The organism is Oleiharenicola lentus (genome assembly GCF_051660365.1).
In the GTDB taxonomy this organism is placed as follows: Bacteria; Verrucomicrobiota; Verrucomicrobiia; order Opitutales; family Opitutaceae; genus Lacunisphaera; species Lacunisphaera lenta_A.
In genome coordinates, this window is sequence record NZ_JBOZXB010000001.1 from 2,026,613 (window position 1) to 2,050,002 (window position 23,390).

Annotated in this window: 15 protein-coding genes; 4 read left to right on the forward strand and 11 right to left on the reverse strand. The window is 62.6% G+C overall.

What is annotated here, in order from left to right:
- Nucleotides 1-35: 35 nt before the first annotated feature.
- Nucleotides 36-2,822: a response regulator gene (locus ACRRQW_RS07510; protein ID WP_438480658.1), complete on the reverse strand. Its 2,787-nt coding sequence runs from the start codon at nucleotides 2,820-2,822 to the stop codon at nucleotides 36-38.
- A gap of 163 nt (nucleotides 2,823-2,985) precedes the next feature.
- Between ACRRQW_RS07510 and ACRRQW_RS07515 the strand changes: the two genes are divergently transcribed.
- The gene (locus ACRRQW_RS07515) at nucleotides 2,986-7,086 is read left to right on the forward strand and encodes a tetratricopeptide repeat protein (RefSeq protein ID WP_438480659.1); all 4,101 of its coding nucleotides are present in this window, start codon (nucleotides 2,986-2,988) and stop codon (nucleotides 7,084-7,086) included.
- Nucleotides 7,087-7,088: 2 nt separating this feature from the next.
- Nucleotides 7,089-7,358, forward strand: a complete 270-nt coding sequence (locus ACRRQW_RS07520) for a hypothetical protein (RefSeq protein WP_438480660.1) — start codon at nucleotides 7,089-7,091, stop codon at nucleotides 7,356-7,358.
- 158 nt (nucleotides 7,359-7,516) lie between these two features.
- On the opposite strand, the gene ACRRQW_RS07525 is transcribed toward ACRRQW_RS07520, so the two are convergent.
- Nucleotides 7,517-8,773 (reverse strand): hypothetical protein, encoded by a 1,257-nt coding sequence (locus tag ACRRQW_RS07525; RefSeq protein ID WP_438480661.1) that lies wholly within the window; start codon nucleotides 8,771-8,773, stop codon nucleotides 7,517-7,519.
- A gap of 167 nt (nucleotides 8,774-8,940) precedes the next feature.
- Here ACRRQW_RS07525 and ACRRQW_RS07530 point away from each other — a divergent pair, with 167 nt between their 5' ends.
- Nucleotides 8,941-11,718: a hypothetical protein gene (locus tag ACRRQW_RS07530; protein WP_438480662.1), complete on the forward strand. Its 2,778-nt coding sequence runs from the start codon at nucleotides 8,941-8,943 to the stop codon at nucleotides 11,716-11,718.
- Nucleotides 11,719-11,750: 32 nt separating this feature from the next.
- On the opposite strand, the gene ACRRQW_RS07535 is transcribed toward ACRRQW_RS07530, so the two are convergent.
- The 3 genes from ACRRQW_RS07535 to ACRRQW_RS07545 are packed head-to-tail and all read right to left on the reverse strand — an operon-like array spanning nucleotide 11,751 to nucleotide 15,580.
- Nucleotides 11,751-13,016 (reverse strand): hypothetical protein, encoded by a 1,266-nt coding sequence (locus ACRRQW_RS07535; protein WP_438480663.1) that lies wholly within the window; start codon nucleotides 13,014-13,016, stop codon nucleotides 11,751-11,753.
- Nucleotides 13,017-13,036: 20 nt separating this feature from the next.
- Entirely contained in the window at nucleotides 13,037-14,302 is a 1,266-nt protein-coding gene (locus ACRRQW_RS07540) for a hypothetical protein (RefSeq protein WP_438480664.1), read from the reverse strand.
- 9 nt (nucleotides 14,303-14,311) lie between these two features.
- The gene (locus ACRRQW_RS07545) at nucleotides 14,312-15,580 is read right to left on the reverse strand and encodes a hypothetical protein (protein WP_438480665.1); all 1,269 of its coding nucleotides are present in this window, start codon (nucleotides 15,578-15,580) and stop codon (nucleotides 14,312-14,314) included.
- Between the two features lie 161 nt (nucleotides 15,581-15,741).
- On the opposite strand from ACRRQW_RS07545, the gene ACRRQW_RS07550 reads away from it, so the two are divergent.
- Nucleotides 15,742-16,365, forward strand: a complete 624-nt coding sequence (locus tag ACRRQW_RS07550) for a hypothetical protein (RefSeq protein WP_438480666.1) — start codon at nucleotides 15,742-15,744, stop codon at nucleotides 16,363-16,365.
- A gap of 3 nt (nucleotides 16,366-16,368) precedes the next feature.
- Here ACRRQW_RS07550 and ACRRQW_RS07555 read toward each other — a convergent pair whose 3' ends face one another.
- The 6 genes from ACRRQW_RS07555 to ACRRQW_RS07580 all read right to left on the reverse strand — a co-directional run bounded on the left by ACRRQW_RS07555 (nucleotide 16,369) and on the right by ACRRQW_RS07580 (nucleotide 22,958).
- Nucleotides 16,369-16,959, reverse strand: a complete 591-nt coding sequence (locus ACRRQW_RS07555; RefSeq protein ID WP_438480667.1) for a guanylate kinase — start codon at nucleotides 16,957-16,959, stop codon at nucleotides 16,369-16,371.
- Between the two features lie 3 nt (nucleotides 16,960-16,962).
- Nucleotides 16,963-17,508 (reverse strand): hypothetical protein, encoded by a 546-nt coding sequence (locus tag ACRRQW_RS07560; protein WP_438480668.1) that lies wholly within the window; start codon nucleotides 17,506-17,508, stop codon nucleotides 16,963-16,965.
- Between the two features lie 21 nt (nucleotides 17,509-17,529).
- Nucleotides 17,530-17,943: a four helix bundle protein gene (locus ACRRQW_RS07565; protein WP_438480669.1), complete on the reverse strand. Its 414-nt coding sequence runs from the start codon at nucleotides 17,941-17,943 to the stop codon at nucleotides 17,530-17,532.
- A 29-nt stretch (nucleotides 17,944-17,972) separates the two neighbouring features.
- On the reverse strand, nucleotides 17,973-19,334 hold the full coding sequence (miaB, locus tag ACRRQW_RS07570; RefSeq protein WP_438480670.1) for a tRNA (N6-isopentenyl adenosine(37)-C2)-methylthiotransferase MiaB: 1,362 nt from the start codon (nucleotides 19,332-19,334) through the stop codon (nucleotides 17,973-17,975).
- Nucleotides 19,335-19,452: 118 nt separating this feature from the next.
- Nucleotides 19,453-20,103 carry a response regulator transcription factor gene (locus ACRRQW_RS07575; protein WP_438480671.1) on the reverse strand — a complete coding sequence of 217 codons (651 nt, stop codon included), beginning with the start codon at nucleotides 20,101-20,103 and terminating at the stop codon, nucleotides 19,453-19,455.
- The gene (locus ACRRQW_RS07580) at nucleotides 20,100-22,958 is read right to left on the reverse strand and encodes an ATP-binding protein (RefSeq protein ID WP_438480672.1); all 2,859 of its coding nucleotides are present in this window, start codon (nucleotides 22,956-22,958) and stop codon (nucleotides 20,100-20,102) included. Before ACRRQW_RS07580 ends, ACRRQW_RS07575 begins: the two co-directional genes overlap by 4 nt.
- Nucleotides 22,959-23,390: the final 432 nt, after the last annotated feature.

Here is a 23,390-nt window from a genome sequence, read left to right on the forward strand (position 1 = left end):
CTTCCTGATTTCCACATAAATCTCGTCTTAACATCCTAAGCTCCCGCGGGTGATTTCCGCGCGGTGGTTTCGGTGTCGCGGCGCACGCAGAGGCGCAGCGCGGTGGCGAGTTGTTCGATTTGGACGGGCTTCGGCACGTAATCGTTCATGCCGGCGTGGAGAGCGGCTTGGCGGTCTTCCTCCATCGCATTGGCACTCATGCCGATGATGCGAGGACGTTCGCCCGCGAGCTGACGGCGGCAAATCTCACGCGTGGCGGTGAGGCCGTCCATCACCGGCATGCGCACATCCATGAAGACCACATCGTAAACTTGGCGCGTGACCGCATCGACGGCTTCCTTGCCGTCGCTGACAAAATCGGGCGTGTAGCGCATTTTCTTAAACAGCAACTGCGCGACTTTTTGGTTCACGGCATTGTCCTCGGCGATGAGGATGCGCAGGGGATGTTCGAGTCCGAGATTGGCGGGGATTTGAAATTGCGCGGCCGGGGCGTGCCGCTCGATGTGCACGTCACGCAGCACGGAGGTAATCGCTTCGAGCAAGCGCGACGGCTTGAGCGGTTTGAGCATCGTGCCGTTGACGATGTGGCGGTCGTGCTGGTCGATCGAAACCGAGCTCAAGATCAAGATCGGGAGTGCTTCGGGACTGCGTTGGCGGCGGATGGCGCGTGCGAGCGCGAGCCCGTCCATCACCGGCATGTGATAATCGACGAGTGCGAGGTCGAACGGGTCGCCGCGGGTGACCCAGTTGAGCGCTTCTTCGGGCGAAGCCGTTTCGAACACGACCATTTCCCACAGCTGCGCGTAATGGCGGAGGATGCGGCGATTGATTTCCAAGTCGTCCACGACGAGCACGCGCCGGCCTTTGAGCGTGGGCGCGGGCAGCATCGGCGTGATCAGTTGCGCGAGGCCGGCCAGATGAGCTTTGAAAGTAAACGTGAACGTCGAGCCTCCGCCCGGCGTGCTGGTGACTCCGATGGTGCCGCGCATGAGCTCCACCAGCCGGCGACTGATCGAAAGTCCGAGCCCGGTGCCGCCGTGGATGCGCGTGGTGGAAGCGTCGCCTTGCTCGAAGGGTTTGAAAAGTCGTGCCTGCACCTCTGGCGCGATCCCGATGCCGGTGTCTTTCACCGCGATCTCAATGAGGTGCTCCGCATCGGGCAGGGCGCGGTGGGCGACTTCGACGATTACTTGCCCGTCCGCCGGCGTGAATTTGACGGCGTTGGACAGCAGGTTGACGAGCACTTGGCGCACGCGACCGACGTCGCCGAGCAAGCCTTCGGGCACGCCCGGTTGCATGAGGTAGCCGATCTCGACGCCTTTTTTTGCGGCGAGGTTGGCTACGAGGTCGGTCGCGGACTCAATGCAATCGCGCAATGAAAACGACGTGTGCTCCAACTCGATTTTACCCGCTTCGATCTTCGAGTAATCGAGAATGTCGTTGATGACCGTGAGCAAGTGTTCGCCGCTGTTGCGGATAACGTCGGCGGCATCTTGTTGTTCCGGCGTGAGCTTGGTGTCTTGGAGAATGCTCGTCATGCCGATGATCGCGTTCATCGGCGTGCGGATTTCGTGGCTCATGCTCGAGAGGAACGCGGCCTTGGCGTTTGCGGCTTCTTCGGCGGCGACGCGCGCCTGCCGGGTCTCGTCGATGTCGAAATTTGTGCCGAACCAACGCAGCACGCGGCCGTCCGGCGCGCGTAATGCCAGCCGGCGGATGATATGCCAGCGCCACGCCCCGTCGTGGCGAAGCAAGCGCGCTTCGTCCTCCGAATCCACGCCGGCCGTCATCGCGCGCAGCCAGTTCGCCGCGACGCGATCCAGATCGTCGGGATGCACGACCGCCATCCACCCGTCCTGCTTGACGGCTTTTTCGCTCAGGCCGAAATACCGCACGACGACCTCGTTGACGAAATTGATCCCGCCGTGCGGATCGGCCGTCCACACTTGGATCGGCATCGCTTCGGAAAGCATGCGGTAACGATTCTCGCTGTCCTTCAATTCCTGGCTCGCGGCTTTGCGCGCGGTGACATCGTAGCGCACGCCTTCGATCACGGCGCCGCCGCCCGGCAGCGGCACAAACCGGCGGTGATCCTCGAGCCAGCGCACGGCGCCTTCGCGGTGGCGGATGCGGTATTCGATGCTGTTAAACCCCGCGTGATCTCCCGCCACCGTCGGCATGGCGGCCGCGACGCGCGCGGCGTCCTCGGGCACAATCAAACTGCCCCACGTGACGTGACCGGACAAAAAATCCACCGCGGAATAACCGGTGATTTCCTCGCAGGCCGCGCTGATGTAATCGATCGGCCACGGCGCGACGGCCTTGGCGCGATAGATCACGCACGGCAACGTCGCGAGGAGCGTTTGCAAGCGGCGCTCGCTCTCGGCGGCTTTACGTTTTGAAATGACGGTTTCGGTGACATCTTCCGCGCGATGGATGAGGTAGCTAATCTCGCCCGCTGCGTTCAGCACGGGACTATTTGAGCACAGCCAGTATTTTTCCTCGAAGCCGCTGCCGTCCGGACGCTGCACGTCGTATTTTTGCAACGGCATCACGTCCTGTTTCTTTAATTTCAGCGCGCGGCCGAGCGACGCCTTCAGGTTGCGCACGCCGTCGGCCGCCGGATCGTCTGGGTTGTCGGGGAACACCTCGAAGAGTCCGCGTCCGAGAATGGCGTCGCGCTGCGTAAGCGTGGCCTTGAGGTAATTATCGCTGACGGCGACGATTTTGAAATCGGGCGGCTGCAAGACCAAGTAAAGGTCAGGCGACGCAGAGAAAAGTGCGGCAAAATCCGGAGCTATCTGGCCCGAAGCAGGATTCATTGCGGACGAACGCTGCCAGAACCGAAGCTTCGTGCAATAAACTTTCGATTGCGCGCGTCCTGACTTTTCAGGTGCGCGGCGAAAATTTGGTCAACGTGAGCGGGTTGCGGGCCTACGTAGCGCTACGTATGGACGGTTCCCCTTGCCTGCGGCATGCTCTGACATGGCTTCCTGTTTTTTACGCACCGGCGTTTTGCTTTTCCTGGTGTCTTGTGTGCTGCGTGCCGCCGAGCCTGCCACCACGGTGACCTCACCGGCCATCAAGGCGCTCATCGTCCGCGCGGAGGCCAATGACCGCGAGGCGCAGCTCGCGCTCGGCCAAGCTTACACCCATGGCGAAGGCGTTACCGCCGATCCTCTCGAAGCCGCGCGCTGGTTGATGAACAATTATTCCGCCGAGCCGTCTGCTTACGTCCGGGAAATGCTGCTCGAACTCGGGTTCCAGCATCCTGACCTCGGTGACCGTTACCTCGCGAAATACAGCCCACCCGACGCCCGCGCGCTCGCGGCGAAAGCCAAGGCCGGCGACCGCGCCGCGCGCTTCGATTTCGCCCAACGCCAGTTGTCTGGTCGCGGCGTGTTCCTCGATCATGGCCGCGCGGAAACCACGCTGAGCCAACTTGCCGAACAAGGTCATGCTCCCGCAATGCTGGTGCTCGCGCGGCTCTACCGGGATCACGAGGACAACACTAAAGCCCTCGAATGGGGCAACCGCGCTCTCAAGGCTAACGCCGAAGGCGCGCAAGCCTTCGTCGCCCAACTGCTCGAAACCACGAAACCGGCCCGCGAGCGCGCCGCGCAAGTGGCCGCGAAAGTCCCACCCGCGCCCGCGCCCACGCCGCCGGCTGCCGATCCCGCGAAGGGCTCCGTGCCGCCGGCCACCAACGCCGTGAGCCCGCAGGTTGCCGAGGGCAACCGGCTCTTTGCGGAAGGATTTAAGGAATATCAGGCGCAGAATTTCGGGCAGGCGCTTAAACTTTTCACGCAAGCCGCCGCGCTGGGCAATTCCACGGCGATGCTGAACCTCGGCGTCATGCACGAGCAGGGTCAGGCGACGGAAAAGAATCTCGAGCAAGCGGTCGCGTGGTTCGAAAAGGCTGCGGCCGCCGGGCAGAAGACCGCGATTCCGCAAATGCTCTCCACCTACCGCACGAAGCTGGTTTTTCAACGCGGCTTGATCGCTTACAAGGCCGAGAATTATCCCGTCGCGCTCGCCGAATGGAAAAAAGCCGCCGAAGCCGGCGAATCCTCGGCGATGTTCAACCTCGCGGTGATGTATGAGAAGGCGCAGGGCGTGGACGCCGATCCCGTCGCCGCGCTCGCCTGGGTCGAGAAAGCGGTGGCCGCCGGCTACAAACCTTCGGTCGAGGCCACCCTCAAACGCCTCAAGGGCCGCGCCGTCGGGATCGAAGAATACAAACAAGGTGACGCCGCCGAGCAGGCCAACGAACTCGTCGCCGCGCGCGGCTGGTTCGAAAAAGCTGCTGCCGCCGGCAACGTTTCCGCGCTCACGCGGCTCGCGTATTTTCACAGCTACGGCATCACCGTGGTCGCCGACAAAAAAAAGGCGCAGGAATTGTATCAGCGCGCGGCCGATACGGGCGACCCCTTCGCCGAGATGGAACTCGACGCGCTGAAAGCCGGAGACGCCATGAACGCGTTTATGGAAAGCCAGAAGGAGATGAAGCGCCTCGCGCGCACCATCGACGGCAGCGCGACAGAAAAATTTTCCGCGCTCTCGACCGCGACGCCTACGCAGGCGGAGATCGATGCACTGATTAAAAAATCTCGGTGGACGTCCGCCGACGTGCTGGCGGCATTGAAGCGTGGTGTGAAGCACCGGGCTCTCGCCGTTGCGATCGCCACGGACAAGATGACCGATTTCTACGACGGCGATTACGAGCAGCTGATCGCCCTGCCCGAGATGCGTGGCCGTGAGGACTATGATCGCCTCGGCATGGTGTTGGTGGAACAACGCAAACCCGGTGCCGGCCAATGGGCGCGCGACGCCGCCAAGGCCGCCATCGCTGCGCGCCGTGCGCAACTTGGCAAACTTCCGCCGCCGTCCGTCGACTCCGCCGAACTCCGGGCCAAAGCCCTCGCGGGTGACGTCGCCGCGCTCTACGCCGTGACTTACCTGCGCGAGGAAAAGCGCCCGCTCGGTGCGTTCTCGCCCGAGCTCACGAAGAAAACCGCCGAACTCAAAACGCTCGTCCAGCAACAGCAGTTCAAGCCCGCCTACTGGCTCCTCGAAGACGGCCTCGTCCACAACAACGACAAGACCAAGGTAAACGTCGCGCAAGCCGTGGCCTATTACCGCGCCTCCGCCGAAGCCGGCGACGCGCGCGGCGCAGAAAAATTTGCAGCCGCCTACCTCGCGCCCGGTGAAGTTGGCGTGGCGCGCAATTACCTCGAAGCCGAGCAGTGGTATATCGAAGCCGGCGCGCGCGGCACCGACGACGACTTCTACGGCATGAAGCCGGAGTTTTCACTTTACCTGCTCTACAGCTACACCGCGCCGATTGGATTTGGCGGCCTGAGCATGTCCACCGACGACGCGGCCCTGCGTTGGGCGCGCGAACTTATCCGCCGCGGCGGCCAATTCGCCGAGCACGCGAAACTCAGTCTCGCGAACCAAGGTCGGGAATTGGCTAAAAAAGATCTCGAAGTCCGCCTCGCCGCGCTCCCGCCTGAAGTGCCGCCCTTCCCCGCGGCCGAACTTACGAAACTCGAAACCGCCGCGCGGGCCGGCGATGTGTCCGCGCTGCTCAAACTCGCTGACGCTTACGCGACGGGGCGCGGCACGCGTCAGCACGATGTGAAAGCGCTCGATTATTTTCAGCAAGCCGCCGCCAAAGGCAGTGCGGTCGCGATGCGTCGCCTTTCGGAGATTTATCAAAAGGGTTACGGCGTGAAACCCGACGATGCCGCGCGCATCGCGTGGTTGCGCAAGGCCGGTGACGCGGGCGATACGAAAGCGCTGATGGAAGTTGCCACGCTCTTGAAAGGCGCGGAAATGCTCGCGGTTTACGAAAAAGCGGCTGCCGCGGGTGAGAAGGATGCGTTCGCGCGCATCGCGAATGCCCACCGCTATGGCTGGAATGAAGTGCCGAAAGACGGCGCAAAATTTATCGCCGCGATGGAAAGATCCATCGCCGTCGGCTACACGGGCGGTTACGAGGACATCGCGCGCTATTACAAAGAGCAGGGCGATAAACCAAATACGGTGCTTTGGTATCGGAAAGCTGTCGCGGCTGGCGAAAAACACTTCCGTGACGAACTGGCCTCTGCGCTCTTCGACCACGGAGAAAAAGAAGCGGCGCGGGCGATTCATCTCGAGTTGGCGAACGAAGGCGAGGTCGCGTCGCAGATGATGACCGCTGCATTTCTAGGCGAGGCCGGCGATTCCGCTGGCGCGGAAAATTGGTATCGCAAAGCCGCCGCCGGCCCCGCGAGCGCGGATCAGAAACGCGCGGCTGGATTTGTCCGCGAATATGACGAAGAGAAAAATGCCGCACCGGGCACGCTGCTGTATTTCCGCAAGCGCGCGAACGCCGGCGACGTCGAAGCGCCGTTTCAATATGGCTGGGCAATCTCCGCCACGAAGCGTGACGAGGCATTGCGCTGGATCCGCACGGCGGCTGAAAGCGGTCACGCGCTGGCCACCAGCGTGTATGCGAACGAACTGGCGAAAACCAAACGCGAGGACGCGACCGCGTGGTTAAAAATCGTCGCGGCCAAAGGCAACATTCAGGCCCAACTCCTCCAAGCGCTCGAACTCGCCGGGACCGACAAACCAGCCGCACTCACGGGCATCGAAAAAGCGGCGGCGGCCGGTAACGTCGACGCGAAATACCGCCTCGGCATGATGCTCTTTAACGGCACTGAAATGCCGAAGGATGCCACGCGCGGGCTCACGCTCGTGAAAGAATCGGCGGAAGGCGGATTTCCCGCAGCCCAAGCCGACTACGGTCGCGTGCTCGTGGTCGGCATTCCTGGCAGCGTGACGGCTGATCCCGCGACGGGCGTCGTGTTTTTGGAGAAAGCTGCGCAGCAACGATTGCCTCAAGCGGTGGCGCTCCTCGGTGAAATTTACGAACGCGGGATGGGCGTCCCCGTGAATCCGCGCAAGGCATTGGAGTATTATTTAGCGGCGAAAAAACTCGGCGTGACCCAAGTCGACCTGGCAATCCAGCGCCTGCAAATTCAGCTGAGCGGAAAAACGCCGCCGCCCCAGAAAGCTTCACCGGCGGACAAACGATAATTATGATTACGACGCTGCGCGTGTTGGCGATCCTATGCGGGCTTTTCACCCTCGTGGTCGGGCTGGTCTGGGTTTACTGGATCGCGCTCGTCGCTTGGCTCGTGGGCGCGGTCGGCTTTGGGCTGGCGCGCTGGGCGGATCGGCGCGAGTGGCGGCAGTCGTTGCCGCCATTTCGATTCCAGCGGATCCTGGGCCGCACCGCACGCTGGATAAATGTCGGCGCGTTCGCGTGTTCACTCGTCGCGCTAATGGCGACGAGTTTGCGGGGTTAACGGGAGCCGTCGTGGGGTTGCGCTGTAACCGCGCGGCCTGCCCGGAGGTCAGGCCCTACCGTTCTGAGACACGAATTTCACGAAGCTCCACGAATTGAGAATGCCGCCGTAGGTCGGGCTTTACGTCCGACGTGTCGGGGATGCCCCCGACCTCCCTGTTAGTTGCGGCCGCCGCCGTTGCCGAAGCGGACTGCGCCGCCGCGACCGCCCGCGCCGACGCCGAACATGCGGCCCATGCCTTGTTTTTTGTAGGCTTCAGCGGTTTCTGCGCCGAGCAGTGACTGGAGCTTGGTGTTGTAGGATTCTGCGGTGGCGCGAAATTGGGCGATTTGTTGTTCCGAGGGAGCGCCATTGCTGGTGCCGCGGGTGGAGGCCATCGAAAGCATCATTTCACTTTGGAGCTGATAGAGCGCGTAGGTGGTCGCTTGATTCATCGCGGGCTGTTTCGCGGCGAACTGGGCGATCTGGCCGTAACTGTTATCGGCGCTCTCGAGGTATTTGAAAAACCGTTCGTCGCCGAGCAAGGCGCGGGTTTGTTCGTGGGTTTCAGTCTGGCCGACGAGCCGGTTGATCATGCCTTCGGCGCCGTTGAGTTCGCCCGCTTGCGGGTTGGCGGCTTCCTGCGCTTTTTGGATTTGGTAGAGCTTGGCGTATTCGGCTTCGCTGACGTCGATGTCGCGGATGTTGTTGATGACGCGTTGGGCGGCCTGCGACGTGCGCATGTCGTAGGCCTCGAGTTCGGCGGGCGAGAGAATGCTGACGAGGTCGGCGCGTTTTTCCGCTTCGAGGGCTTGTTGCTGGGTGCGGCGGTCGCGGAAATTCTGGCCGCCTTGTTCATTGGCGAAGGCCGCCGAGCGCACCTCGTTGTATTCCTGGTCGAGCTTGAGGAGTGCGTTGACCTTGTCGTCGGAGAGGTTGCCGTAGCGGCGCGAGCGATCCGTGGCGCTGAGCAACGCGGCGGGCGTGCCATCGGCGCCAAGGAGTTCCTCGCGCGTGGCGGCGATTTCTTTGTTGGCTTCTTCGCGAGCGGCGCGTTCTTCCGGCGTCTGGCGATTGCGTTTCCAGAAAGCCTGGTCGGCGTCGTTTTCCGGGCGGTATTTTTCCTGCAACATCTGATTTACGACGGCGCGAATCATGGATGGCGGATAACCGGCGGCGCGGAGGCTGGCGACGACGTTGCGCATGTCGGCGTCGGTGCGCGGGGTGCGCCATTGTGGGGCTGCGCTGGCGCTCGCGGCGGGAGTTCCGTTGGCGGAGCTCGCGGTGATTTTAGAAAGGGAAGCGCTGGCGCTGGAGCCGGAGCTGGAACTTGCGACGGAGTTGCCGGCGGTGGCTTGGACGCGGGAAGCGTAGATCGCGAGGGCGGCGTTGCCGGCGAGCGAGGCGACCAGCAGGGTAATGAGCAAAGATTTCATGGGGGTGGGCGCCGCACGAGTGGCGGGATTGAGAATGACGCAGCCGGAGCCGGCAGGTTTCCGTGGAAGATGAATGTTGAGTCGGGCGCGCGGAAAACGGGTCGGGCGCGCACCCTACGCACCTTTACGTATGGGATGAAATCCTGAAATCTGCGAAAGTCCCGCGGATGACCCTGCGATCTGCAACCACTTGGCGCGCGCTGCTGTTGGGCGTGATGGTTTTTTCCTCGGCAGAAGTGGCCGTGCGCGCACAGGAGACAGTGCCGATTGGGGGCAGCGAAGAAGGTGATGATCCGCCCGGCGATCCGGAGGTGGAGGCGGGCTGGCTGGCGTTTCGTGACGGTCGGCAAACGGAAGCGCAGGCGATCTGGCGCAAAGCAGCGGCGGCGGGAAAAGCGTCCGCCTACGCCGGGTTGGGCAAGATGTATTGGTGGGGCTCGGGCGTCGCGCAGGATGCGGCCGAGGCCCGGCGTTTATATGCGCTCGGGGCGGAGAAAAAAGATCCGGATTCACTCATGGATCTCGCGGAGATGCTCATGCTCGGCGAAGGCGGTGCGAAGGATTTAGCGCAGTCGCGAAAGCTTTTGGATGAGGCGCGGGCGGTGGGTGGGCCGTCGCAGGCGAGTCGCGCGCAGCTGCTGATCCAGACACTCAAAGTCCAGGCAGAGGAGGAAAACCGGCTGATCGACGAACGGGAGCGGGAGGAGTTTTTAAAGAATGATCGCCGGCCAGGCGCGGATGATTTCCGTGCGGGCTTTTCGTATCATGAAACTTCACTCTACAAAGAGGCAGCGGAGCGGTTGACGCGCGCGGCGAGCCTCGATCATCCGGCGGCGTTGGGTTTGCTCGGAAACCTTTACTCCAGCGGGGACGGAGTGCCGAAAGATCAGGAAGAGGCCCGCCAGTTGTATGCGCGAGGGGCGGTCTTGGGCGATGTCGACGCGATGCTCGCCTTGGGCTGGGCGTGGTTGGATGGACGCGGTGGCCCACAAGATAAGGCGCAGGCCAAATATTGGTTTCAAAAAGCCGCGACGCTCCCGACTGCCAACCGTCGCCAGCGCGAACTCGCCACCGTCGACCTGAACGATTTGAAAGGCGTCACTATCGCCGCCAACGCGATTCCCGTGGCGGCACCGAAATTGTTGGGCAAATCCGCCCCGGCTGCTCCGGTCGTTTCTCCCGCGCCGACCGTGGCGAAAGTGGCGGCAGTCGCCGCCGCGAAAACTTCTGCGGTGCCGACTCCGGTTGTGCCCGCGCTCGCTGAGTTGACGCTGCCGGAACTGAAGCTGGATAAAGACGGTAAGCCCGAGCTGCCCTTCCCGGTCTTGAAACCACATGGGCCAATGGCGCTCGAACGTGCGTGGCGGGCAAAAATTTCAGCGGCGATCAGCGCGCGAGGTTCACTCGGCTACGCGCGGGCGATCGCGCTGCAGGAATACCTTGATGGGCTGAAAGCCAGTGCGTTGAGCGAGGCGGAGAAAAACTCCGCGGCGCGCGTGCGAATCGAAGAGATCGCGCTTGAGGATTTTTTTGCCGTCGGCACCGCGCTTCCGGCGACCAAACGAAAAGACTGGGCTCACGTGCTCACGGAAGCCGAGCGCCAGCGGTTCAGCCGTTTCGACGAAGTGGCTTGGAAAGGCCGGGATGCCCTCACCCAAGCCGGATTTCCGGAAGGGTTGGGGGTGGCGAAGAGCGATCTTTACCAGGCCGAACGCGAGTTGAAGGTCAACGACCACGCGGGCCGGTTGACCAGCTTGCGCGCGGCGGCGGCGAAAGGTTCGCCCGAAGCGATGCTGTTGATCGCGGAAATTTATCGCAACGGACAGGGCGTCCCGGCGGATCCGGTGCTGGCGGTGCGCTGGACTTATTTCGCGGCGACCAAACATCACGCGCCCGCGATGCTCCAACTCGCCCAAGATGCCGAAAAAGGCGTTGCGGCTGGCGGCCCGGCGAGAATGAACGCGTGGCGTGGCGCGGCCCGCCGGTTGCCGCCGCCGATTCGCGCGGAACCACGCGTGAGCTTCGCGGCGGAGAGCTACGATTTTGCCGCCTATGTGAGCACGATGTGGGATGTCACGATTCGTTTCAGCAACGGCAAGACCGTGAAAACGAATTTCCTGTTCGCGCAGTCCGGTTCCGGCTTCGCGCTTACCTACGATGCGCTGTCGGTCAACGCCGGCTCGGTGCCGGTGTGGACGACGCAGAAGCAATATTCCACTTACGACTCGCGCACTTACACGGTGTTGAATTTTCAATTCGCAGGACGGAATTTCACCGGAAACTTAAACGGCGGATACTTGGACGGACGTTTCGACGTCGGCACGTGGAATGCGACCCGGCGCGCCGACTTGGGTTACGTGAAACTGGGCGACGAGGCGCGGGCGCATTTTCGTCCGGACGACGCTCTTTATTATTATTCCAAAGCGATCGAGGAGAAGCGCGCGGTGCTCAATTTTCAGAAGCGCAGCTCGGTGTATTACAGCCTGGCCGACTTCGAGCCAGCCATCGCGGATCTGGACGAAGCGTTGCAACTCGATCCGCAGGACCCGATCAGCTTGGTGAACCGGTCGCTCGCGCACCTGGGCGCAGAAAATTATCCAGCGACCGTCGCCGATGCCACGGCGGGCCTCGGCCTCGCCGCGAGTGGGTTGACGGATGAAATGCGCACCCTGCTCTTTCGCACGCGGGCGCAGGCGCACTTCCGATCCGGGAATGACGCGGCGGCGAAAAGCGATTATGCCGACGCGCGGAAACTGGATCCGAAACAGCCGCTTTCCCGTGATGAGATGCTCCTGGATATGATGCTCGCCAATCGAGAAATCACCAAAGCGTTTCAACACTTGGGAGAACACGAGCGGAAGATGAACGAGGAGTTCCAGAAGCTCAACGAGAGCCAGAAAGCCGCTGCGCCCGCGACGGCCAGCGAACCGCCGAAGAAGGAGTGATCGCGCGCCGCTTCGCGCGTTTGGCGAAGCAGTCAGTTGGTGCCCGGCAGCGGAAAGGCCATGACGGCTCCGCTTGGAGCCCCGCGCGGCAGATTGCGGCCGGCGTTAAAGACGCCGCCGCCTTGCTTTTTGTAAGCTTCGGCGACTTCCGGGGTGAGCAGTTGATTCAGCCGGTCGTTGTAGGGTTGCAGGGTTTGCTGAATGTCGGTGACGCCGCCGGCTCCGCGGTTGCGCGTCGCGTTCATCATGGCGGTCTGCGCTTCTTGTTGTAGTTTATACACCTCGTAAGCGGTCGACTGGCTGACCGAGGGTTGGGTCGCGGCGAAGCGCGCCACCTGACCGTAGTTGCCGTCGGAGCTTTCAAGGTATTTAAAAAACCGATCGTCGCCGAGGACGGTGCGGGTTTGTTCGTTCATCGCCAGCTGGGCGGTCTGCCGTTGATTCATGGTGTCGGGCGAAAATCCGCCGTTTCGCTGCCCGGTGGTTTCTTCGAACGTTTTCTGGAGCTGATACAGGGCGGCGTATTCCTCTTCGCTCACATCGATTTTGCGGAGGTTATTCTGCACGCGGTTTGCGGCCTGCGAGGTGCGCATCTCGTATTGCTCCAACTCCTGCGGCGTAAGCAGCGAGGCGAGGTCGGCGCTTTTTTCTTTCAGGATCAGTTGTTGCTGCTGTTGCAGGGCTTCGAATTGTTCGCGGCTCATTGTGCCGTTTTCGCGGCTGGCGGAAGCAAGCGAGCGCACGTTGTTGTATTCCTCATCGAGCCTGACGAGCGCATCGATTTTTTCATCGGATAGATTTCCGAAGGAGCGCGCCTTGCTGGCTGCATCCATGCCGGCGGAAGGACGAGCGTCGGCACCGAGCACCGCGTCGCGCGCGGCGTTGAATTCCTTGCGATGGGCTTGGCGGGCGAGTTCGGTCTCGGCGGTGCGGTCGGCCATTTTCCAATAGCGACCCGCGGGCGGCACGCTGGGGTTGGGATAAAGGTCGCGCAGCATCTGATCCGCGACGGCGCGCAACACTGCAGGAGGATAGCCTGCCGCGCGAAGGGCGTTGATAATGCCGCGCACCTCTTCGTGGGTGCGCGGAGTGCGGATGGGGCCGGAGGCGACGGCTGCATTGCGCTCACTGGGTGAGTTGGCCCCGGCGGCCGGTGTGCTCGCGGCCTCGACGGAACTTGTGACGGGCGCGGCGGGGTTGGTGGAGGACGCAGCGGGCGTCGGGCGCAGGGCGAAGACCGCGAGCGCGACGTTACCCAACAGGGAAACGCCGAAGAGGACGGGAAGTAATGATTTCATGGCGGCTAAAAAGAGCGGCGTCAGCTTTTCGGCGGTTGCGGTGGCCGGGGCGGCGTCGGTTTCCGGAAATACATGCGGCCGCTTTCGCTGGCGCGGAATTCCTCGGCAACGGCGGCGGGGAGGAGCGCGTCGAGGCGGGCGTTGAGGGCGGCCTGGGCGGCGTTGCGCTCGTCGTTGAGCTTCGTCTGCGCGGCGCGGTCGCCGACGGCAGTGCGTTGGCGCAGACTGAGATCTTGCTGAAGATTCGCGGCGTCGTTGCGCAGCTGGTAAAGTTGGTAACTGACCGCGGGCGTGATCGACGGCTGCTTTTCGGCAAAGAGCGCGATTTGACCGTAAGCGAAATCGGAAGTGGTGAGGTATTTGAAAAATTTATCCTCGGGCAACGCGGCGCGGAGCTGGTCCTGCATCGCATATTGGCTGGCTTGGTAGCTGGCGCGTTCTTCCGCGGAGGTCGCGGAAAAGGTGCTGGTCACCGCGCCGGTTTTTTCGGCGAACGATTTTTGCGCGGCGTAAATCGTGGCGTATTCTTCCTCGGAAACGTCGAGCGTGCGGAGGTTGCTTTGCACGCGACGGGCGGTGTCCGAAGTGCGCATTTCGTAGGCTTGGAGTTCCGCGGGGCTCATGACGGCGGCGAGATCGGCGAGTTTTTCCTTTTGGAGCAACTGGCGCTGCGCGTTGCGTTCGCGCATGTCAGCTGAACTGACGATGCCGCCCGAGCTGCTGTTAATGCCGGCGGAGAGATCCGAGTATTCGGCGTCGATCCGGACGATGGCGTTTACCTGATCGTCGCTCAAGTCGCCGTAGCGGCGCTCGCGGACGCCGGGCGGGAAGAGCGCGGCCGGCGTGCCTTCAGTGCCCATGATTTCTTCGCGCAGGGTTTGCTGCTCCTTGACGTCAGCGGTGCGCAGTTCGCGTGAGGCCTGGCCCGGGTTCATGAGTTGCCAGAACGGCAGCTCGGCGAGCTTGTGGTTACGGTCTCGCAGGCGGTCGCTCAGGAGCGAGTTCACGACGCGGGGCGGAAAACCGGCGGCGCGCAACTGCGCGGCCCACGTGCGCAATTCGGCGACCGTATCGCCAGGCTCGCTCCACGCGATGGTCGCCGGGCGGCTGGTGGCGGAAGTTTTTTTCGCGGAGGCGGAATTATTTTTCGCGCTGGCGGAAACTGCGGAGGACGAGTTGGCGGAGGGATTGCCGGACGACGCGGCGGAATTGGCCCGCCAGCGGGTGAGGAGCCAGACGTTTCCCGCGAGCGACACGACCAGGACAAGGGAGAGAAAGGGTTTCATGGCGGGAAATTATTTGCGCGCCGGCACCGGGCTGGTGGCGGAACCGGTCGGGCCGATGAAGTAGCGACCGGTGTTGGTTTTCCGGATGGCGGTGGCAGCGTCGCGACCGATGAGCGCTTCGAGGCGCGCGTTGAGTTCGGCGTAACGCGTTACGATCTGCTCGCCTGACGGTCGCTCTTTTTGCAGCGAGGCGATCAGTTGCTGCGCTTCGACTTGGAGTTGCGTCACGGCGTAGGCGCTTTGCGCAGTGACTTGCGGGAATTGGCTGCTCAGGCGGGTGACGTCGCGGTAATTGGAATCCTTGGCGCTGAGGTAGGAGAAAAAACGTTCGTCGCCGAGGGTGGCGCGCGCCTGCTCGTTGGTCGCGGCGTAAGCGACTTGGCGTTCCGCGTAAGTTTGCGCGGTGGTGGTGCCGCTCGCGATCGAGGGATAGGCGGCCTCGAAGTTTTTCTCCTGTTGATAAAGGGCGGTATATTCGGCTTCGGAAATCGCGATATCGCGCACGCGGGATGAGGTGCGGTAGGCGGATTGGGAGGTGCGCATTTCGTAGGCCTCGATTTCCGCGGGAGTGAGCACGGTGGCGAGGTCGGCGGCGAATTCCTGCTGTAACAGCTTCTGGCGCTCCTCGTAGGTCTTGTAGCTTTCCTGCGAAGAAGGGCGCTCCATGACTTCGCTATTCACGTTTTGATGGAGCTCGCTGTAGTCGTTGCCGAAGCGAGTGATCGCGTTGATTTTTTCGTCGCTGAGGTTGCCGAAGCGGCGTTGGCGATCCTCGGCGGTGAGTCGCACGGCGGGGCTGATGTCGGGACCGAGGATGTCGTCGAGCACTTCGCGGCGTTGTTGTTGGTGGGCGAACTCAGCCTTTTGAAGTTCGAGCGAGGTGTTCTGCCAATACGGCGCCTGAAACAGCGGTGAGCTGGCGCGGGAGGCGTCTTCGAACACGCTGTTCACCGCCAGGAAAATTGCGCGTGGCGGAAAACCGGCGGCACGCAAATCGTCCGCGAGCGAGCGCAACGCATCGTCGCTCGCGCCGTTTCGCCAGCGCATGGGCCGTCGTGCGGTGTCGGGTGCGGTGCCGGCTGGACTCGCCGTGGGGCGCGCGGCAGCGGTTTCGACCGCGGCCGCGGCGGTCGGGTCGGCGGCGTTGGCCGTGCGCGGGGCGGTAAGGTTTTCCTCACGGTTAGCCGGTTGACCGGAGTGGGTTGGACGCAACAGCGCAAAGAGCGCGACGTTGCCAGCCAGGGAAACGGCCAGCGAACCGATGAGGGCGGACTTCATGGGGAGTGTGGGGAGTGGACGGCCCGAGCGAGGCCGGCATCCAAGGCGGCGGCGCGCGAGAAGTCGAGTCGAGAGCCGGCGAAACGTGTCACGTAATCTCTGGGCAACCGGCAGTTACGCAGCGAATGAATAAATCCCGCGCGAACTTCGTCTCATGGGATATGAAAACATTACTGAGCGTGGCAGCGTTGTTAGTGCCCTTCATGGCGTTGGCAGCTCCGGCGGAAAACACCGGTGCGGTGCGCGACGAGTCGGCGTCGTATCGCGGGGAACGTCGTGATGATCGTGGGGATAATGGCCGGAATAATAATCCGAGTTCGGGTTACGATCGGCGCGATGACCGCAATGACGATCGCCGCCCGGCCCCTGCGCCTGTGTTCCGTCGCGAACATGTCGATCGCGTGATCAACGCAGTCTTTCGCGAAGTGTTGTTGCGCGACGCGGATGCGGCGGGGCTGCGAAATTACCGCCACCGCCTGCTCAACGAAGGCTGGACCGAAGACCGGATGCGCGCGGCGTTGCGCGACAGTTCGGAGTTTCGCGGCACCGTGGTGAACACGATCATCACGCGCGCGTATCGCGACATCCTTGGGCGGGCGCCGGATGCGGCGGGTTTGGAAAACTACCGCTACAGAATCATCGCGCGCGGCATGACCGAAGAAGGCCTGCGCAATGTCTTGATCGGCAGTGACGAGTATCGGAACCGCCTCGTGATGATCGCCGCCAACGATGCGCGCGGAGCCAATGGTGGCGGCTCGCGCAACGACGGTCGGCGGATGCGTTAACGCCTAGAGTCGTTTCCGCGCCTGTTCCCAGTAATCGAGCAGCGCGCGGAAATCCTGTTCCTTGCTGCGGCTGTGAATCACGTAGTCGTAACTATTGCGCTCAGCTAATTCGAATTCGGCGCTCTGGAGGCGACGCGTGAGTTCGTCCTCATTGATCGGGCCGCGGCCTTGCAGGCGTTCCTTGAGGACGTCGAGCGAATCGGGCGCGACGAAGATCGTGACGAGCTTCTGGCGGAGCATCGGCAACGTATCCGCGGCGGCGCGGATGCTGCGCACGCCTTGCACGTCGACGTTGGCCACGAGGTTTACGTGAGCGAGGCGGTCGAGCACGGCGGACTTCAAGGTGCCGTAGCGATACTTGCGATGCACCGTGGCCCATTCGAGGAAATCGCCGGCGGCGAGTTTGTCGTCGAATTCCGATTCCGTTAAAAAGTGATAATCCTTCGCGTGGGTCTCGCCGATGCGCGGCGGGCGCGTGGTGGCGGTGACGACGCGCTCGAAGTTCGGCACGGTCGTGACGAGGCGGTCGCACAACGTGCTTTTGCCGACGCCGGCTGGTCCCGCGAGGATGAGAAGCACGGTGCGGTCGGGCATGGCTTAGTAAGTAAAAGCGGCGGCGGTCGTGGCGAGGCCGTAGGCGAGCAAGATGCCGCCGACGAGGCGCGGACGCGACGGCAGGCGGAACAACCATTCAAAAATATCGCGCAACCGATACGGCGCGCCACCGAGATAAATCGCGAGCGCGACACCGAGGTAAACCGCCGTGACCATCAGCAGGCGTTGCGGGTGATGGTATTCCATGTAGGCCGCCGACAATACTGGCTCTGCTGCCAGCAGCATCAACACGCTCAGTCCGCGCACGGCGAGAAATTCGGAAGCGTAGATAAACGACAACACCGCGAGCACGCCGAAACCGATCATGAGCGGCTTGGGCGACTTTGCGAAAATGAGATCGGATTCACCGAGTTGGGACACGCGCCAGACAAACCAGACCGCGGCGAGCCCGAAGAAAAGCCACGCGGCGCGCTTCGAGCGCGGAATGGCTTTGGCCGTCGAGCTGATGGCGGGCGTGTTGATCAGCAGCAAGGTGCCGAGCAGCGCGATAAACAGTCCGGGCAAAAGCGTGGCGAGGAAAAGGGACATATAAAAATCGTTCTCGTTCTCTTACTCGTTCTCTTTCTCCACAAGCTCAGAACCATAAACCGCTGGTTCTTCGCGAACTTCGCTCGAAAAACGGGCGATTAGCCCTGCCACCAGCGGGACGACGCTTAGCAGAATAGTTTTTCCTTCAGCGGCTTTTGATGCATCGAGTTTCTTGCGAACGACGAGCACATCCAGACAAGCTGCGCACTCGGTCGCAGACCCGCGGGCGATGTCCAGATAGCGGCAGCGATCCACGTGCGAGCGTTTGCCATTTCCTTCTGCGATATTCAAAACCACGCTGGTCGAGGCGCGGTCAAGTTGGTCGCGAGCTGAGAGTTTGGCCGGCAATGACTTGATTATCGTTTCAGCCCATGCAGAAAATTTAAGCGCTTCTTGATACGCGCGAAGTTTCTCGTGATCGAATTGTGGGAGCATGGAGAACGAGAAAGAGAAAGAGAAAGATTTTACTGCTCCACGCCCGCCAGCGCCAGCGAGCCATACAGCACCGCCGTGCTGGCGCGTTCGATTTTCACCGGGACGAGCTGGCCGATGAGGCGGTCGTTGGCGTCGAAATGCACGATGCGGTTGCCGCGCGTGCGGCCCATGTAACGCAGGCCTTTCTTGTCGCGGCCTTCCACCAGCACTTCTTCCGTGGTGCCGAGGAGCAGCGCGTTGCGGCGGTTGGAGTTGGCTTGAAGGATCGCGAGCAGCTCGGCGTTGCGGGCTTCTTTTACCTCGTCGGCGATCTGGTCGCCCATCGTCTCCGCGGGCGTGCCCGTGCGAATCGAATATTTGAAAACGTAAGCCATGTCGTAGTTACAGGCCTCGAAGAGCTCGCGGGTTTGCGCGAAATCGTCGTCGGTTTCGCCCGGGAAGCCGACGATCACATCGGTCGAGAAATACATGTCGGGCCGCACGGCACGCAGATCGTCGACGATCTGCTTGTAGCGGTCGCGCGAATACGGGCGGTTCATCGCTTTCAGGATGCGGTCGCTGCCGGATTGCAGCGGCAAGTGGACGTATTCGCAGAGTTTTTCGAGACGTCCGTAGGCTTGGATGAGATCGTCTTTGAATCCGCGCGGATGCGGCGACGTGAAACGGATGCGCGCGATGCCGGGGATGGCGTTGACGCGTTCGAGCAGCTGCACGAACGGCGTGACGCCGCCGGTGTGCACGTAATCGCGGCGACCGTAACTCGTGACGATCTGGCCGAGCAGCGTGATTTCTTTCACGCCGCGTTCGGCGAGTTGTTCGCATTCGCGCACGATGTCGTCCATCGGACGCGAGCGCTCGTCGCCGCGCGTCTTCGGCACGATGCAGAACGCGCAATCCATGTTGCAGCCCTGCTGAATCGAGACGAATGCAGAGACTTGTTTCTCTTCGAGCACGTGCTCGACGATCGTGTTTTGCGAACCGACTTCCTCCTCGATGTCGACGATCGTGGTGGCGATCGGCGTGCCGGCCGCCTGCGCGGCGCGGAGATTATCGAGGTAATCAGGGACTTGGTGAAATTTCTGTGTGCCGACGATTAGGTCCACGTCGGGCAAACGATCCAGCAACGCCGCGCCGCGGTTTTGCGCCATGCAACCGAGCACCCCGAGGATGAAGTCCGGATTCTTTTTCTTCCGCGACGCGACGTGCGCGGCTTTGCCAATGGCTTTTTGTTCAGCGGCATCGCGCACACTGCAGGTGTTGAGGAGGAGAATGTCGCAATTGTCCTCATCGTTCACGATCCGATAACCCCGCCCGCGCAACATCGCCGCGACAGCTTCGCTGTCACGTTCGTTCATCTGGCACCCGTAGGTTTTGATGTAAACGCGGTTCATGGTGATGGACTCGTCGCGCCGAGGCCCGAAAGGCGAAGGCGGATGGGTTTAACTACGTCCCCTGCCCGCCGGGTCAACGCGGGAAAAGGTCGCGGGAGTGTGGTGGTCGCCGCCGGCCTTAGCGCACAAGTCCTTGCGCGCGGGCCCAGAGGGCGGCGCGGGCGACGAGGGCATTGGTGTGCGGCAACGCCAGTTTGGCTTTGATGCCTTCGCGGTGCGATTCGATCGTTTTCACGCTGACGCCGAGCACACCCGATATTTCCTGCGTGGAACGCCCTTGGCCGAGCTGGGTGAACACCTGCAATTCCCGCTCGGTGAGCGCTTCCAATTCGTCATCCAGGGGTCGCGCCCGCGTGCCGCGTTCGAGAGAAATCGGCTGGCGCAAGGCGGCGATAATGGCTGGCGGGCCTTCGAGTTTTGAAACGAAAAAATTTGCGCCGGCGTGCAAAGCCTTGGGCGTATAGACGCCCGCCTCGAGCATCGACAGCACCACGATGCGCAGCGCCGGTGCATCCTGCCGGAGTTCGCGCACGAGTTTCAGCCCGTCGTCGTCGCGCAACATCAGATCCACGACCGCGGCGTCCGGTTTTAGTTTCGCGGCGAGCGCGCGGCCATCGAGCGCGCCTTCCGCTTCGCCGCAGACGTCGATTCCCGATTCACTTTTTAATGCCGCCACGACGCCGGCGCGAAACAGCGGATGATCGTCGATCACGATGACGCGAAGTGGCGGGTGGGCATTCAAACCGTGCTCAAACAAGGGGGTGTTCACGTGGGAGCCAACAGGTTTTTTGAAAGTTCGGCTTCGACCTGCAGCCAACCCCGGTGCAGTGCGTCGTGGGCTTGTTGCGTCGCCGCGCTTTCGAGTGCCGTGCACGCTTCGTAGAGCGCCGGCGCGTGCACGACGAGCGCGCTGTTGCGCAGGTAGTGCGCGAGGGCGCGGATTTTTCCCCAGTCGGTGGCATGAACGGCGATCGCAAGGGCGCGTTTTTTTTCGGGTAATTCCTGGGCAAACGCGGCGCGCACTGCCCCGTTCGCCGGAGGAAACGCCGTGAGCGAAACGGTGGCCGGCGAAGGTGCGGTGGTGGCGGCGTGCGGGCTGAGGAGAGTGCGCCACAGCAGGTCGAGTTCGACGGGCTTGACGAGAAACGTGTCCATGCCTGCGACGGCGAGCGCGTGGTCGCGTTCCGCGAGGCCGGCGTGGGCGCTCACACCGATGATGCGCACGCCGGGCGTCCGGGCGCGCAGGGGCGCAACCAATTCCGCGCCGGATCCGTCGGGCAGCGCGAGATCGAGCAGGATCGCGTCCCACGTCGCGGTCATCGTTTTTGCCAAGGCCTCGACACCGTTAGCGGCACTGTCGCAGGTCGCACCCTGCTCGCGCAGAAAGTTGACGAACAGTTCTCGCACCAAGGTGTTGTCATCCACGACGAGCACGCGGAGGTGCGCGCCCCTATCGTCACGAGTAGCGGCAACGGCGAACGGTCTCGCGGCTTCCGTCGGCGGCGTGGCGCGGCGCGAGGTGAACGTTGCGATAAACCGGCTGCCGTGTGCGCCGTCGCTTTCCACGCGCAGATCGCCACCCATCGCGCGACACAAGGCGGCGCTCAACGCGAGCCCGAGCCCCGAGCCTTCCTGGTGCGCCGTCTGCGCGAGCCGGGAAAACGGCTGGAATAAACGCGTTTGCTGGTCCGCGGAAATTCCCGGCCCAGTGTCTTCGACGGTCAAGCACAGCGCGCACTCGCCCGCGTCGGTTTCGCGAGCGGTCAACGTGGCGTGCACGTGGCCGCGCTCGGTGAATTTCACGGCGTTGCTGACGAGATTAAGCGTCACCTGCCGGACGCGTTCGCCATCCATAAGCACCCAGTCCGGCACGCCGGGCTCGATCGTGCAGCGGAGTGCGAGGTGCTTGGCGGCGGCGCGCGCCCGCAGCGATTCGAACGAGTCGCTGATGAGTTTCGCCGGTGAAACGGCGCGCGGCGAAAGTTGAAACGCGCCCGCGTCCACCGCGCTCAAGTCGATGAGGTCGTTGACGAGGCGTTTCATCAATTCGCCTTGTTGCTGCAACGCCGCGAGTCGTGCGTGGTGCGCGGTGCCGCTGAGATCACGCTGTAAGAGTTCGCCGTAGCCGAGGATCGTTTGCAGCGGCGTGCGGAGCTCGTGGCTGACGTTGGCGAAGAACGTGGTTTTAATGCGACTCGCTTCGGCGGCGACGGCAGCGTCGCGCAGCGCGGCTTCGCGGTCGCGCGTGCTGCGGCGTTGGGCAAAACTGAGCGCCAGCACGACGATGCCGAGCGCGGTCATGATAAACGGCGCGGATCGCCAGCGTCGCTCCATCGTCAGGAAAAATTCGCTGCGCACGCCTTCCAGCCAGCCGAGCATGTGACCGTCCGCCGCGAGAATGGGCGCGCGGCTGTAATAATGGTAACCGATCTCCGGCACGGGCGATTCTTCGTAATAAGGCTTCGGATTTTCCCAACGCGCGAGGTCAGCCGGAGTGGCGCGACGCAGGTATTCCAGCGCGGCGCCTTTTTCCGAGGAAAGTGCAGCGAGGAGCCAGCCGTCGCGCACCACGACGATGCGGGCCTCGAGGAGAAAAGGCGTGGCGCCCACTTCGGCGGTTAGCCGCTGGCGCGCGGCATCGGCGCCGTCGGTCGCGGATAATTTCGCGACGGGAAACGCATCTTTTCGCGACAAGTTGATCGCCCAGAATTCCGGCGTCTCGAGAGGCGCGAGCAGTGCGGGGTCGAACACCGTGGCATGGGCCGCGGTGGTGCGCAGGCGGTTTTCGAGGATCTCGCGGCGGTTGTCATGCCCGGTGATCACGCCGTAGGAAATTCCGGCGAGGAGCATGCCCGCGGCGGCCCACCCAAAACCCCGTGCGTCGGACCACAACGTCGCCCGCGTTTCCGGCGGCATCGCGGCGTAACCCTGGAGCGCGAGATAGACGAGCGCGATACCGCCCAGCGACATTTGAAATATCCCGGCGAGTAATCCGGTGATCGTGGGCGGGCCGAAGCGTTGGATCGTTTCTGTCCACGCCGCGAGCGGTCCGACCGTGGAAATTACCGGCATGAGCGCGCAGAAAACCAGCAAGCCACGCGACCCGCGGGATGCCGCCGGGTTGCGCATAAATCCACTCGCGGCCACCAGCGCTACTGCAGCGAGCAGCGAACCGCCCCACTGCGGATTCGCCACGTGCAGCGCCGCGCCAAACAAGGCGATCGCGCCAACCGCCAGTTGAAGAAAAACTTTTTTCCCGAGGCGAAACTGCTGCCAGCTCCACCACCCGGCGAGCGCGGCCCACGTGCAACCCTGGAATATATCGCCGAGCCAATACGGATCGATGGCCGCTGGCCGGTAGTCAGCGACCGTGCCCGGAATGAGCCGCGCTTGGAATACATCGAGCGTCGGATTAAAAATTCCGAATTGGATGACCGCCGTGGCGATGGCCGCAAAGGCCGGTGCGGCGAGCCAGGCCCACGTCGTGCGGCGCTCGGCATGCCGCCACCACAAGATCAACACGAGGCTCCACGCCAGCAGGGACACGAACCAGAAAAAATCCTGGTGCACGCTGAGGCGTCCGAGCCAGATGTCTGGCACCTGCGGTGAGTAAGCGTTTTCCATGAACCGGCTCGCAGCTTGTGCAGCGCGGACGCCCGCTCAAGCTGTTCCGCAGTGCAGTGGTGGCGCTGGGTAGAATAACGATGGCGGCGTGTGGTTTCGAACAGAGGCCGAGCGCGCGTTCATCCACTGGGGATCAAAATCGAAACTACTTCCGGCGGCGGGGTGTGAACTCCCACGAATGTGCGCATCCTCGGAACTTTCGGCTGATGACGGATGTGGGATGGCTGCGGAGTTTTTTTATGCGTGCAGATTTAAGGACTGGCTCGGAAGCATCAGCGGAGACCAACCGATAGACTCCGCTTTTAAGATGCTTCCGAACCAGATTTCGCGCGGATCGGGCCTGAGTCCGCGCGGAAAGCTTTGGTGTGCGCGGTCAGCTTAACAAAACCACGTGGTAAAAACTCGGGACAGGCATCCGGAAAATCGGGAAAA